Raw genomic sequence first — 14,450 nt, forward strand, 5'->3', positions numbered from 1 at the left:
TAGAAGGGAGAGCTTTAAAGTGTCCAAAGTCAAACCGATTCAACAGTTAAAGGAAATTCTAAAAATTCGCATTAGGGATTTTTTGGGTATTAGCGAGTCAAAAAATAATTTGTCAATAAGGCAGGATATAAATAATGCTGGAGATTTTTTTAAGACCATTCAGGCAGATTGTGAGTTACTACGAGAAATTAGCTCAAATGACGACTCTCAGTATTTAAGAATGATGGATGAATTCATTAATGGTATCTCCGAATTACCCTACATGAAAGTCCATAAAAAGCGGTTCCTATATACCTTTGAACTGCTAGAAAACTTAACATCGTCAGCAACAGACAAAACCATTGTAGACCTAGGCTCTTGGATAGCTTATGTTCCAGTTTTAAGAAGTATTTTTCCCGGGAATAAGTTTTTTTTGTGTATGTCTGACGATCTAAATACCCAAGCCGATCGGTTAAATTTGAATCTCAATAATGTAGACTATGGTGCCTTTGATTTAGAAATTGATCCGATTCCATTAGCTGATGGTTCTGCTAGCCTAGTTATTCTTCTTGAGGTTATTGAACATTTTGGTCAAGATCCAATGTTCGTTATGTCAGAGGTTAATAGAGTTTTGGTTGATGGAGGTAAAGTACTTATATCAACTCCTAACTTAGCCTCTTGGAGGTCTTTAACTGCTCTTTTGACTCATTACAGCCCATATACATATGGAAAGTATATTCCCGGAGTTCCACACGGAAGACACATACATGAATATGTACCTCGTGATGTAAGCATTCTCTTAGAAAGTGCTGGATTTCAAAGTTCTGTTTGGACAAAGAACGTGTATCACACAGCTAGTTCAAAAAAGCTAATAAATACCCTTGAAGAATGGGGTTTACCAGTAACAGATAGAGAAGATACAATATTTGCCATTGGAACAAAGGTAAGCGGAGTACAAAACCGCTATCCTTTGGATTTATATGATCTAGATGCCATGCAGTCATCATAATATCTAACCGTACTGATTACTGGCTTCCCGTACTGATATTGTAAGTACTACGTTAAAAAACGGACATAAATGAAAGGTCTTTTTGTGTTTGATCGTCCATTTTACCCTGTTCGCGGAGGGGCTGAAGCTAGAGCCTTAGATCACCTTGATTACTTCCATTCGCGAGGAATAAAATATGACCTATTTTTGATTGATAGGTTTTACAATTACAGTCAATGGAATGATACAGGAATTCTATATCTTGTTAATAGCAGAGCCGAAAGTATATTTATACATGAAGTATTGGGCAAAGATATCGACTCACTATATTACAAATGGTTGTCGCGTTTCTATAGAATTAGTAACCAAGTTCCAGATGTTGCATCTATAATTCATGCCTTACCAAACATGATCCGAAAGTTTCGGAAAATAGTGAAAAAAAACTCATATGACTTTATTTTCTTTAACCATACTTATGTATCTAATGCGCTTATAGAAGGCGCTGGTATACCTTTCTGTAAAACTTATATTGATACTCATGATATATACTCCAACTTAATCAAAGAGGTAATCGCGCTTCAAAGTTTAGACTTGAGAATAAAGTCTTCTGGAAGTAAAATACAACGCAGTATAAGAAAAAAAGTCCCTAAATTCGATTATGAAGCTAGTTTAAATAAAGAAATAAAACTTCTTAAAAAGTTCGATCAGATAATTACTATTTCCTATGAAGAGCTTGAAATTTTAAGCCAGTACCCAGATATCTCCGAGAAACTATCCCTAATTCCTAAAGCTAGTGCATCCTCTCTCAAGGCCAATCCAAGTATAAACACCCAAAATTCTATTATTGACATAACTACGTGGAATAAATTTGACATACTGTTTTTTGGTTCTCAATACGATCCCAATGTGCATGGTATAAGCCAGTTCTATTTTAATGTATTACCTTTATTAAGCCCTAATGTAAAACTTATAATCGCAGGCGGAGTATCGCTAAAGTTAGACTTTATCACAAACCCTCAAGTTACCCTTCTAGGATTTGTAGATGATATAGATAAACTATATTCCTCTGTTGAAGCTGTTATCTTACCTATATTCTATGGGAGTGGTGTTTCAATAAAAGCAGTAGAAGCTTTAAGTTATGGTAAACCCGTTATTTCAACTCCACAAGGAGTTCGTGGTCTAGCTGTTAAAACTGATTTGGATGTATTGATAGCTCAAGACATATATGACTTTGCACCACTCATAGAGAAGTTAAGGCTTGACTCAGATTTGCAACAACGCCTACGTAAAAGTGCTTTTGAGTACACTCAGCGAGAAAACTCTAAACAGAGAATATATGCAAAAATGGATTGTTTATTTTAAACTTAAAATTTGAGCAATTAGCTTAAAAAATACTTTTAATTTAGAACAAGTCAAATTGTATGTATAAAAGAATTGCTGTAGTATCTACTTTTCCTCCTACTAGATGTGGAATAGCAGTTTATGCGTTGCAAATGGTTGAAGCCTTGAAAAGACACCCAGATTTACTCCTGACAAGGATTTCTGTTCACCCTCAAGAAAATGTAGATAAATCACTTGATCTGCGCGGTCTATGGCGTTTTTTAAAGCTAATACCAGTTGTTTTAAGCAATGATCGGATTATAATAAATTATCATAAAAGCTTCTTCTTTAATAGCAAAAAATATTCTAATCAAATTATTAAATATATTGATTTGATTTTGAGCAATATATGTATTGTTATTGTCTGTTTAATAGGATACTCTAAGATTGAAATGGTTTGTCACGAAGTTGAATATATTGAATCTACTCATAGGTTTAAAAACTATGTTTGGTTTTTAATGGAAAAGATTAGATGGTATTTAACACCTTGCTTATTATTCCATACTAATGAAGAATTAAAAAGTTTTTGCAAAAATTATGGTTTTAAACTAATTAAAAATGATAAGTTTAAAGTGATTAAACATGGTCAGTATTTTAAAAAAAACTCCTATGCGACACAATTAGAAGCTAGGAAAATACTTGGTTTAGATATACAGATACGTATCTTTCTCTGTATTGGTTTTATTAGCTATCATAAAGGTTTTGATAAAGCTATTCAATCATTTTCAAAAACCCCTGGTGAACGCTCAAGATTATTTATAGTTGGTTCTAGAAATACATCTGAGGAACTAGATGGTTTTTCTTACGTTGAACTATTAAAAAAACAAGCAATTAAAGATGAAAGAATAAATATATTAGAACGGTTTGTAAGTGATGAAGAATTTGATATGTGGCTTATCTCATCAGATTATATAATATTACCTTATAGACAAGCTTGGTCATCGGGCGTAATGGAAAGAGCTAAACTTTACAACAAAACTCTTGTAGTAGCATCAGTAGGTGGCTTAAATGAGCAAGCAAACAATGATAGATGCCTCTTGTTTCAGGAAAATTCAGAACTAGATAGCTTGCTAATTTCACTATGTTCTTCATAAAAAGAATATGCAGGTATAAGTAAATTAGCAAGTCAGCAATAAACAACAATTTATAACACTAAAATGCTAAAAGTTGTGGTCGATGCCACTCCTATACAGCCGAACCCAAGTGGAGTTGGCTTGTATGTTGCTAATTTGATTCATTCACTATATGCCCTACAAACTCACCAGAATTTACAGGTAGGTATTGCCTATCAACCCGGATTTAAAAATTGGCTTCTGTGTAACTTGTCATTTCCAAACAATATCACCCAATATCCTAATCTTCATCTGCTACCTTTACCTGTCAGGATTACTAACTCTTTATTAAAAAACTCTCCCCAAATGCTTTCATTTGGTTTTGAGCATTATCTAGGTTTTCCAGACATAATTCATGGAACAAATTATACGGTTTATCCTTGCCTAAAAAGTTTAAAGATAATGAATATTTATGATTTAACATTCATTAAATACCCTAATTATATCAACTCAGTTGTAAGAACCTATGAAGAACTTGTAAAACGATGCTTAAAGTGGACAGATTTAGTGATAACGATCTCAGAAAGCACTAAAAGAGATATTGTTGAGTACTTGGGCGTAGATCCTCAACGAATTTATGTAACTCCGCTGGCTAGTCGCTACTATTCCGGATATTTATCTGAAGAGTTAGCGCATCGAATGGAGGCATCTAGTGAGTATGACTTTTCCAAACCCTACTTGCTATTTGTGAGTACAATTGAGCCAAGAAAAAACATTAATAATTTAATTAAAGCGTTTGATTTATTGAAGCAAAAATACAAAATAGAGCATCAATTGGTTTTAATTGGTCAGAAAGGATGGAATTACGAACCAATATTTAGAGAAATTGAAAGTTCAGCATGGAGAAGCCAGATTCATCACCTTGACTATTTATCTGATGAAATGGTTGCTGTGTTTTACTCCAAAGCTGATGCTTTTGTGTATCCATCCCACTACGAGGGATTTGGTCTGCCTGTATTGGAAGCGATGACTTTAGGCGCACCTGTTATCACATCTAATACATCCTCATTGCCAGAAGTGGCAGGAGATGCAGCCCTTTTGATTGACCCGGATGATCCGGCTAGCTTGGCAGATGCAATTTTGAAAGTAATTAGTGATTCTCAGCTTCGTAGCGAATTAATTCAGAAGGGTAAAGAAAGAGCTAAACTATTTTCTTGGGAAAGAACGGCACAGGAAACGCTTAAGGCATATAAGTCATTGTTGACATGAGTAATTTAGAGGATTGCTTATTCAATCACTTGCTCATCAATCTTTCCTTCATTTTTTCCCAACCGACTGGCATCAGCACCTATGCCGTAAATATTTTTCCGCATCTTCAGTCTCTCGATCCAACCTTACTGACAGCCCAAACTTTTCCCAACTCTTGCTGCTATCCAGTTCCGTCGGATCTAACCCCCGCACAAGGGTCAAAAGGGCATTTTCGTCGTCTGCTGTGGACGCAGTGGCAGTTGCCTAAAATTTACAAGAAATTGAATTCTAGTTTGATTTTTTCCCCAGTTCCTGAAGCACCGCTGTATGCGGGTTGCCGTTCAGTGGTAATGGTTCACGATCTCATCCCGCTCAGGTTTCCCAAACGCTTTTCTCCCCTAACGCCCTATTTCAAATACTACATTCCCCAAGTTTTAGCGCAAGCTGAGCATATTATTTGTAACTCTAGCTCCACCGCTCAGGATATTATTGATTTCTTCGGCATCTCAGAAGATAAGATTACGCCAATTCATTTGGCTTATGACGCCAATCATTTTCGGTGTCTAGATATTCCTACTAGCAATTATTTCCTATACATCGGTCGTCAAGATCCCTACAAAAATATTGCTCGGTTAATTGACGCATTCGCTACTTTACCAAGTTGCCGTGACAATGAATTATGGATAGCTGGATCTGGGGATAAGCGTTATACGCCTGTGTTGATGGCGCAGGTGGAACAGCTAGGTATAAAGAATCAAGTAAAATTTCTAGATTACGTTTCCTACGAGGAATTGCCGACGCTAATCAATCAAGCGATCGCTCTCGTCTTCCCTAGCCTCTGGGAGGGCTTTGGACTGCCCGTTTTAGAAGCAATGGCGTGTGGCACTCCTGTAATTACTTCCAACCTCTCCTCGCTGCCAGAAGTCGCGGGTGACGCCGCCCTTTTAGTCAATCCCTACAACGTGGGGGAAATTGCCGAAGCGATGCAAGCAGTAGTGATGGATTCGGGGTTGCGATCGCGTCTTCGTCAGGCTAGTCTCGCTAGAGCCAGTCAATTTAGCTGGACAAAAACTGGACAAGCGACTGCCCAAGTCCTTCAGCGATATTTGTAAACACAGCGAAAATTATCAAAATTACAAAGTGGCAAATTGTCAAGTTAAGATTGGGGGTCAGCTCAAGATTCTCCTTCAAGCTTCAATTCCTCTTGCCTCCCCAGGTAGATTTCTTTTTATCAAAGGTTTGTCAAGATAATTGACAATTAATGGAAGAGGCTCAGCATGAACCGGCGAGCATTGTTGCTGCTAAATCGCCACGCACGCCGAGGAAAAGAAGGTCTATCAGAGGCGGTTGCCAAATTGCAGGAGTTAGGCTTTGACCTGCAAGAAGAGTCCACACAAAAGCCCCAGCAGATACCAGAAATTATCCGTCGTTACCGCGATCGCGTCGATCTCGTTATCATCGGTGGCGGAGATGGCACCCTAAATGCCGCCGCCGAGGGTCTGATTGACACGCAACTCCCGTTGGGCATCCTGCCTTTAGGAACAGCCAACGACCTGGCACGAACCCTTTCAATTCCCGTCTCCCTCCCCGAAGCTTGCGAGGTAATTGCAACAGGTCAAAAACAGCGAATTGACTTAGGTTGGGTGAATGGAAAGCACTTCTTCAATGTTGCTAGTCTCGGATTGAGCGTGCAAATTACTCAGCAGCTAACCAAAGAAACTAAGCAACGCTGGGGAGTCTTAGCCTATGCAGTCACCGCCATCCAGGTAGTTGGGCGATCGCGTCCTTTTCTAGCAAAAATTCGTCTCAATGGCGAATCTATTCAGGTGAGAACCGTTCAAATTGCCGTAGGCAACGGACGATATTACGGCGGTGGCATGACCGTTGCTGACGATGCTACCATTGACGACCAGCGCTTGGATCTGTACAGCTTGGAAGTTCAAAATGCATGGCAGATCGTCCGATTGCTACCTTCCATGCTAAAAGGAAAACAAGCAGAATGGCCTGAGGTGCGAAGTCTTCAAGGGCGGGAAATTGAGGTATCCACGCTAAAACCTCTCCCGATTAATACTGATGGTGAAATCACCACTTACACCCCTGCCAAATTTCGCCTAATTCCTAAAGCAATATCGGTTTTAGTTCCACAATCACCCCTACGCACTCCTTAAAATACCTCCCAGTCACCGGATTTAAGCCCTATGATTAAGTGCTAGTAGGTGTTAAAGCATTTCCCGTGACCCCATCTCCTTCACATTCAAAACCCGATCTAGCAAGCGTCTGGCATACTCTACCAGTGGACAAGACACTGGAGCAGCTAGCAAGCGACCCAGAAGTTGGTCTGACGACCCAGGAAGCCAAACAGCGGTTGCAGCAATACGGCCCCAACGAACTGCAAGAAACTGCGGGTCGAAGTACCTGGGAAATCTTGCTCGATCAGTTCAAGAACATCATGTTGTTGATGCTGATTCTAGTAGCACTGATTTCCGGGATTCTAGACCTGGTGGATTTACGCGCTGGCAGATTAGCCCCTGGTGAAATTCCCTTCAAGGACACAATTGCAATTTTACTGATTGTCATCCTTAACGGCGTCTTGGGCTATCTCCAGGAAAGCCGCGCCGAAAAAGCACTTGCCGCCCTCAAGAAGCTTTCCTCTCCGAAAGTGCGAACGATCCGCGATGGCAGACAATTAGAGGTGGACGGCAAGGATCTTGTTCCAGGAGACATCATGCTCCTCGAAGCAGGGGTGCAGGTTTCCGCCGACGGGCGTCTAATTGAAGAGTCAAATCTGCAAGTGCGGGAATCGGCACTAACCGGCGAAGCTCATCCATCAAGTAAGCAGGCAGCGGTGCATCTGAGTGAAGAAACCGCATTGGGCGATCGCATTAACTTAGTCTTTCAAGGCACTGAAGTCGTCCAAGGGCGCGGCAAGGTCATCGTCACCGGCACTGGTATGAAGACGGAACTCGGCAAAATTGCCGATATGCTGCAATCCGTCGAAGCTGAAGACACCCCGTTGCAACAGCGAATGACCCAGCTGGGCAACGTGCTGGTGACGGGTTCTTTGATCTTAGTTGCCATCGTCATCGTCGGCGGAATGCTGCATAATTTCTTCAGCCAGGGGCGTTGGAACTGGAATGTCTTGCAAGACCTTGTGGAAGTTTCTCTATCGATGGCAGTGGCGGTAGTGCCAGAAGGCTTGCCAGCAGTCATTACAGTGACGTTGGCACTGGGAACCCAGCGGATGGTACGCCGCCACGCACTGATTCGCAAACTCCCAGCGGTAGAAACCCTCGGTTCTGTCACAACTATCTGCTCGGATAAAACCGGCACCCTCACCCAAAATAAAATGGTGGTGCAGCGGGTAGACACGGCAAACCATACCTTCCGCGTTACCGGCGAAGGTTACATCCCTACCGGAGAATTTTATCTCGACGAGCGGCAGGTAGCCGCAGAGCAGTATCGGGATCTGCAAATCCTCATGCTTGGCTGCGTGCTTTGTAATGACGCAATGTTACAGCACGACAAGAATGAGTGGGCAATTCTCGGCGACCCCACAGAAGGGGCATTAATTGTCCTGGCTGGGAAGGGAGGAATTGATAAGGAACCGCTAAGCCGCCAAATGCGCCGCGTTGCCGAGTTTCCTTTTTCCTCCGAACGCAAGCGGATGAGCGCGATCTGCGAAGCGGGCGCTTGGATTCAAAACACGCCTTTTTCTAGCAGCCACCTGATGTTTACGAAGGGTTCTCCAGAGTTAATTTTGGAGCGTTGTACCCAAATTCAGGTAGGCGACCAGAGCGAAGTTCTGCGCGATGAGCAACGAACTCAAATTCTGGAGCAAAATAACCAGATGGCAAGTAAGGGCTTGCGGGTACTGGGATTTGCTTACAAGCCTTTAGAGAGCGTTCCGCCCGAAGGATCGGAGGAAACAAACGAGCAAGAATTAGTTTGGCTGGGTTTAGTCGGAATGCAGGATGCTCCGCGTCCGGAAGTGCGGGATGCAGTCGCTAAATGCAAAGCCGCTGGAATTCGAGCCATGATGATTACTGGCGACCACCAGCTAACAGCACAAGCGATCGCCCAAGATTTAGGGATTGCCCAAGAAGGCGATCGCGTCCTCACAGGTCTACAACTGCAAAAGTTTAGTCCAGAGGAGCTAGATCAAGTCGTTGACGAAGTTAGCATCTACGCCCGTGTTGCCCCCGAACACAAACTCCGCATTGTTCAAGCCCTCCAGCGTCGCGGTAGATTTGTCGCCATGACCGGCGATGGCGTCAACGATGCCCCAGCACTCAAACAAGCCGACATCGGCATCGCAATGGGCATTACCGGCACCGATGTCAGCAAAGAAGCCAGCGATATGGTGCTACTGGACGATAACTTCGCCACCATCGTCGCCGCTACAGAAGAAGGGCGAACGGTTTACAGTAATATTCGCCGCTTTATTAAATACATTTTGGGCAGCAACATCGGCGAAGTGTTGACCATTGCCGCTGCACCTCTGCTTGGCTTGGGGGGCGTTCCGCTCTCGCCGTTGCAGATTCTCTGGATGAACCTGGTTACGGATGGTTTACCCGCTCTCGCCCTTGCCGTAGAACCCGCAGAACCCGACGTGATGCGCCGTCCTCCCATGAATCCCCGCGAAAGTATTTTTGCCCAAGGGCTGGGTTCTTACATGGTTCGGATTGGGATTATCTTTGCGATTATCAGTATTGCTTTAATGGCATGGGCTTACAACTATACTCATGCACCAGGCTATCAGGGCGATCCAGAGGTTTGGAAAACGATGGTCTTTACAACCTTGTGTCTCGCTCAGATGGGACACGCTTTGGCGGTTCGTTCTAACAGCCAACTGACGATCGAGATGAATCCCTTTACCAACCTGTATTTGTGGGGAGCAGTGGTTGTCACCACGGCGTTGCAGCTAATGCTCGTCTACGTACCCCCTCTGCGTTCTTTCTTTGGAACTCACTACCTGAATCTTACTGAACTCGGTATTTGCATCGCCTTCAGTTCCTTAATGTTCGTTTGGGTTGAGATGGAAAAACTGTTTATCCGTTTTTTTTACAAAGGCAGACGGTAATGGGTAATAAGTAATGGGGAATTAGGGACTGGTTATTGGAAGAATCTAGGCTGAAAATAATCACCCATGCCCCATTACCCATTCCATTACTAATGATCCATTAGCTATGTATCTCAAAACCCTCCACCTGCGCCAGTTTCGCAACTACTTGGATTGTGGAGTTGATTTCGAGGCTCCTAAGACGATTTTGGTGGGGAATAATGCCCAAGGAAAATCCAATCTTTTGGAAGCAGTCGAGTTACTATCAACCCTCAAAAGCCATCGAGCCGGACGCGATCGCGACCTGATCCGCGAAGGCGCGGCGGACGGTAAAATTACAGCCACGCTGGAACGCGCTAACGGCTTAGTGGATCTGGCTTTAACCCTCCGCACTCAAGGGCGTCGCACCGCAGCCATTAACCAAGAAGCTTTGCGACGCCAAATGGATTTTCTCGGCGTCCTCAACGCTGTAGAATTCTCCAGTTTAGATTTAGATCTAGTGCGAGGTGCCCCCGAACAACGCCGCAACTGGCTAGATTCCATCCTCACCCAGTTGGAACCCGTCTACGCCCACATTTTGCAGCAATATAACCAAGTATTACGGCAGCGCAACGCCTTATTAAGACAAGAAGCAAGAAAAGCCCAACCTTCTTCTAGTAACAGGCAAGAGGAAATTTCCACCGATGGGGACTTGAATCGTGACTCAGAATTGGCGTTGTGGGATGTCCAATTAGCGATCGCGGGTTCTCGCGTTACCCGTCGTCGAGCCAGAGTCCTGACACGGCTGGCACCTCTCGCTCAGGCTTGGCACGCTAGCATTAGCGGTAGAGCTGAAGTGCTGGAATTAAAATATGCCCCCAATGTCACCCTGGAGAAGGAAGAACCCGAAGCGGTGCAACAAGCTTTTCTAGAGAAAATTCAACAGCGTCGGGTCGTCGAACGTCACCAAGGCACAACCCTCGTCGGTCCTCACCGGGACGAAGTTGAGTTTACCATCAACCAAACACCGGCAAGAATTTATGGCTCCCAAGGTCAGCAGCGAACCCTAGTCTTGGCACTGAAACTGGCAGAGCTAAAGTTGATTGAAGAAGTCGTTGGAGAACCGCCACTGTTACTACTTGATGATGTTCTAGCCGAGTTAGACCCAAACCGCCAAAATCAACTGTTAGATGCCATCCAAGACCGCTTTCAGACCCTGATTACCACTACTCACTTAGGTTCCTTCGATGCCCAGTGGTTGAATTCTTCTCAAATTCTCTCTGTTCAGGCAGGACAAATAAAACGATGAAGTTTGTTAGTTGCATAAGGACGGATTGAAGCCAAATATTTGTAAATAGCCAACTAGATGGATAAACCTGCACCTACAACAAGTCGTTCTTTCTCTTTTAGTGTTAATCGCTGGCTTGCAGCCTCTAACCTTATTCTCAAATCCGGAGTCACCCTCAGAAGTCTCGTATCCACCAATATGTTCTAAAGAGAGAATCCGTGCCTTACTTATTTAACGAACTGTCAACCTACGCCCAGATTGATTGTGACGTAATTAACCTTGCTGCTATGCGAAAAATGGATATGGCTATGGATCGGGATGAGATTGCAGGACTGGGCGCTTCGTTGCGACGGATCAATCAGAAGCTATTGACCTCAGCCAAGGGAGATGGCGTCAAAAGAGTATGGTATCAGGGTGGAGAACCTTATTTCGATCTGTTTATTGACCTGCGAGAAGATGATATCGAGTGGTTTCAGTTGACTTTACGTGGGAAATCGCTGTCGTGGAATCGAGCAGGTTGGCAAACAGGGATAACGAATGAAGGCATTGTCAATGACATTACTTTTTATCCTGCTAGCAAACTGATTAAAACAGACAATCGCCCTGATTTTGCGTTCATTGAATTAGCATATTCCATCCTGCAAACCCGCGCTGGTGATGCGATTGTTGATAAAATACTGGTGCTGTTTAAGCCTGAATAACGAATGGCTAGTCGCTAATCAAAGCCCTTTTTTGCCCAATTAGCAATTAGCCTATACCCTAATCATTAAGCTTATTTGTAAATTATTTTAGGTGCAATATACCAGCACGAATTTGGGTTTAATGTATTTGTTCTTGCTCGTTATCCTAATTTTGAGTCGTTGCTGGAGCCTTTTTATTATTCTTTTTTGATAAGAAAAATAACCCTCGATTCCTCATTTTTGAAGAGCTAAGAACCATTGGACTCATTGGACTCTCTTCTAGAAAGGGAAATATTTGCTCTTAGGATACTTGTACTGATTTTATATAGACAATTTATGAATTAGCCCTCTATCTAGGGATTTATTTTCTTTCATAAAACATAAATATTTATTGCAATCAAGTAATGATTTATTGCACATAACTAAGAATTAGCAGAAGTTTGGGTGTATCACAGTTTACAATTGCCAACAGTACCCCTGTGGAAATTACTGGATGGGTTCACAATGCAGCCCAACGCCCTGCCGCTTCCTTGCCTATCTCTAGACCCTGCTATTGACCGTCAGCCTCTGACTGTAGCGCCTGACACACCTCTCCTTGATGTATTGGCGCTCATGAGCCAGTTACGGAGTAGTTGTGAGTTGCCCAGAGGAACCCAAGCCAGAGGGACACAAGCAGACACCAGTGCAGCGTCAGTAGACCCAAGCTGGGAGGCGAGCGAGGGAATGAACGCCGCCTTGCCGCACCCTGCATCCTGTTGGTTGTCACAAGAGGAGACCGATTTTGACACTGCCGATGCCGCAGGTCATTGTGTCTTAGTCATGCAAGGATCGCAGCTTGTGGGAGTCTTTACAGAGCGCGATATTGTTAGACTGACTGCCGCCAGAGCTTCCCTAATTAACGTCAAAATTGCCGATGTCGTCACGCAACCAGCCATTACCCTCAGACAATCAGAAGCTCACGATGTTTTCACGGCTCTTTCCTTGTTTCGTCAGCACCGAATTCGCCATTTGCCAATCATTGACGATAATGCAGGGGTAGTCGGAATTGTCACGCACGATAGTATTCGCAAAGCGTTGCAACCCGTTAATCTTCTAACGCGATTGCGATACGTCGCGGATGTGATGACATCCCAAGTCGTTCATGCGCCTATAACGGCTTCTGTTCTCGATTTAGCCCAAATCATGGCGAGTCAGCTAGTCAGCTGTGTCGTCATTACAGAACAGGGAGAAAACAAAATTGAGAACAAGCCAATAAAGACGCTTAATTCCCAATTCCCAATGCCCGTAGGCATTGTCACAGAGCGAGATGTGGTGCAGTTTCAGGCGATGGAATTAGACTTGTCGAAATTGCAGGCAAAAGACGTAATGAGTACACCCTTATTTTGTCTGCAACCCTCAGATTCCCTATGGGTTGCCCATCAAGAAATGCAGCGGCGGCGCGTGCGACGTCTGGTAGTTGCTAGCAATCAGGGCGAATTACTCGGCATTGTCTCCCAAACCAGCCTGCTACAAGTGCTGAACCCAGCGGATATGTACAATGTCATTGAGGTATTGCAGCAGGCAGTAGAAGAGCGTACCAAAGCATTAGAAAATAGCAACGAGCGATTGCGTTGTGAAATTGCTGAGCGCAAACGAGCTGAAAAGGCATTGCGACAAGCGCACGATAACTTAAAAAAACAAGTAGAGGAACAAACTGCCGAATTGGCTCAAGCGAATGTGCTTCTCAAAAAGGACATTATTGAGCGTGTCGCAGTAGAGGCGGCTTTGCGGAAATCCGAGGCGCAAAAGACAGGATTAATCGCGTCTCTACAGCAACAAGCCGAACATCTGGAACAAACTTTACACCAACTGCAAAAAACCCAATCCCAGCTGATTCAAACCGAAAAAATGTCCAGTTTGGGGCAACTGGTAGCTGGTATTGCCCACGAAATTAACAATCCGATTAATTTTATTTACGGCAATCTCAGCTATGCCGGTCAATATGTTCAAGATTTGCTGAATCTGCTGCAACTTTATATCAAACATCATCCTCAACCAGAACCGGAAATTCAAACAGAAATTGAGGCAATTGACCTGGATTTTTTGAAGACAGACCTCCCGAAACTTTTAGGCTCGATGAAGGTGGGAGCCAACCGTATCCGGGACTTGGTACTGTCCCTACGAAATTTCTCCCGATTGGATGAAGCGCAACAGAAATTTGTGAATATACACGACGGGATAAATAGTACTCTTCTGATATTACAAAATCAACTAGAAGCAAAAGCGGGACGCTCTGGGATTAAAATTATTAAAGAATATGGCAATCTCCCTGCTGTGGAGTGTTTGGGGGGGCAGATTAACCAGGTATTTATGAATATTCTCAGTAATGCCATTGATGCCCTCGAAGAGGTCTTTGCTAAGGAATCATGGGGGATGGCTCATGGGGAGGACAATATCGATTCCCAACCCCCGACAATTTGGATACGCACCGAATTAGTAGGTAAAAATCAGGTAGCTATCAGGATTGAAGATAACGGAATAGGGATGACGGAAGCAGTACGGCGGCAAATGTTTGACCCTTTCTTCACAACGAAACCTGTGGGCAAAGGTACTGGCTTAGGATTATCAATTTGCTATCAGATTGTGGAAAAACACGGCGGTCAGCTTAAGTGTATTTCCTCACCCGGTGAGGGTTCTGAGTTTGTAATTCAGATTCCAATCCGACAGACAACTCATACTGAGTCTGTCTATTCACCCCGTCGCCTGAAGCCTACGATAGAGCGGAGTGAAGAGCAACAGCTACACGGAGCTTAGCCAA

Annotated in this window: 10 protein-coding genes; all 10 read left to right on the forward strand. The window is 43.6% G+C overall.

Going from position 1 to position 14,450, the window contains the following annotated elements; translation table 11 throughout:
* The first annotated feature begins 19 nt into the window (after nt 1-19).
* Nucleotides 20-988 carry a class I SAM-dependent methyltransferase gene (locus tag NC994_RS13015; RefSeq protein WP_190433596.1) on the forward strand — a complete coding sequence of 323 codons (969 nt, stop codon included), beginning with the start codon at nt 20-22 and terminating at the stop codon, nt 986-988.
* Between the two features lie 69 nt (nt 989-1,057).
* A complete protein-coding gene (locus tag NC994_RS13020; RefSeq protein WP_190433597.1) occupies nt 1,058-2,329 on the forward strand; it encodes a glycosyltransferase family 4 protein in 1,272 nt (423 codons plus the stop codon).
* 59 nt (nt 2,330-2,388) lie between these two features.
* Nucleotides 2,389-3,441 carry a hypothetical protein gene (locus NC994_RS13025; RefSeq protein WP_190433599.1) on the forward strand — a complete coding sequence of 351 codons (1,053 nt, stop codon included), beginning with the start codon at nt 2,389-2,391 and terminating at the stop codon, nt 3,439-3,441.
* 63 nt (nt 3,442-3,504) lie between these two features.
* Nucleotides 3,505-4,668 carry a glycosyltransferase family 1 protein gene (locus tag NC994_RS13030; RefSeq protein WP_190433601.1) on the forward strand — a complete coding sequence of 388 codons (1,164 nt, stop codon included), beginning with the start codon at nt 3,505-3,507 and terminating at the stop codon, nt 4,666-4,668.
* The gene (locus NC994_RS13035; protein ID WP_190433602.1) at nt 4,665-5,759 is read left to right on the forward strand and encodes a glycosyltransferase family 1 protein; all 1,095 of its coding nucleotides are present in this window, start codon (nt 4,665-4,667) and stop codon (nt 5,757-5,759) included. The genes NC994_RS13030 and NC994_RS13035 overlap by 4 nt, the downstream gene beginning before the upstream one ends.
* A 165-nt stretch (nt 5,760-5,924) precedes the next feature.
* Entirely contained in the window at nt 5,925-6,815 is an 891-nt protein-coding gene (locus tag NC994_RS13040; protein WP_190433604.1) for a lipid kinase, read from the forward strand.
* Between the two features lie 65 nt (nt 6,816-6,880).
* Nucleotides 6,881-9,727, forward strand: coding sequence for an HAD-IC family P-type ATPase (locus NC994_RS13045; protein ID WP_190433606.1), 2,847 nt, complete (start codon nt 6,881-6,883; stop codon nt 9,725-9,727).
* A gap of 106 nt (nt 9,728-9,833) precedes the next feature.
* The gene (gene recF / locus NC994_RS13050) at nt 9,834-10,994 is read left to right on the forward strand and encodes a DNA replication/repair protein RecF (RefSeq protein ID WP_190433608.1); all 1,161 of its coding nucleotides are present in this window, start codon (nt 9,834-9,836) and stop codon (nt 10,992-10,994) included.
* A gap of 197 nt (nt 10,995-11,191) precedes the next feature.
* Nucleotides 11,192-11,674, forward strand: a complete 483-nt coding sequence (locus tag NC994_RS13055) for a hypothetical protein (protein ID WP_339380271.1) — start codon at nt 11,192-11,194, stop codon at nt 11,672-11,674.
* Between the two features lie 483 nt (nt 11,675-12,157).
* Nucleotides 12,158-14,446: a CBS domain-containing protein gene (locus tag NC994_RS13060; RefSeq protein WP_190433682.1), complete on the forward strand. Its 2,289-nt coding sequence runs from the start codon at nt 12,158-12,160 to the stop codon at nt 14,444-14,446.
* Nucleotides 14,447-14,450 lie beyond the last annotated feature (4 nt).

The organism is Trichocoleus sp. AS-A1 (assembly GCF_039962015.1).
Lineage (GTDB): Bacteria > Cyanobacteriota > Cyanobacteriia > Cyanobacteriales > FACHB-T130 > FACHB-T130.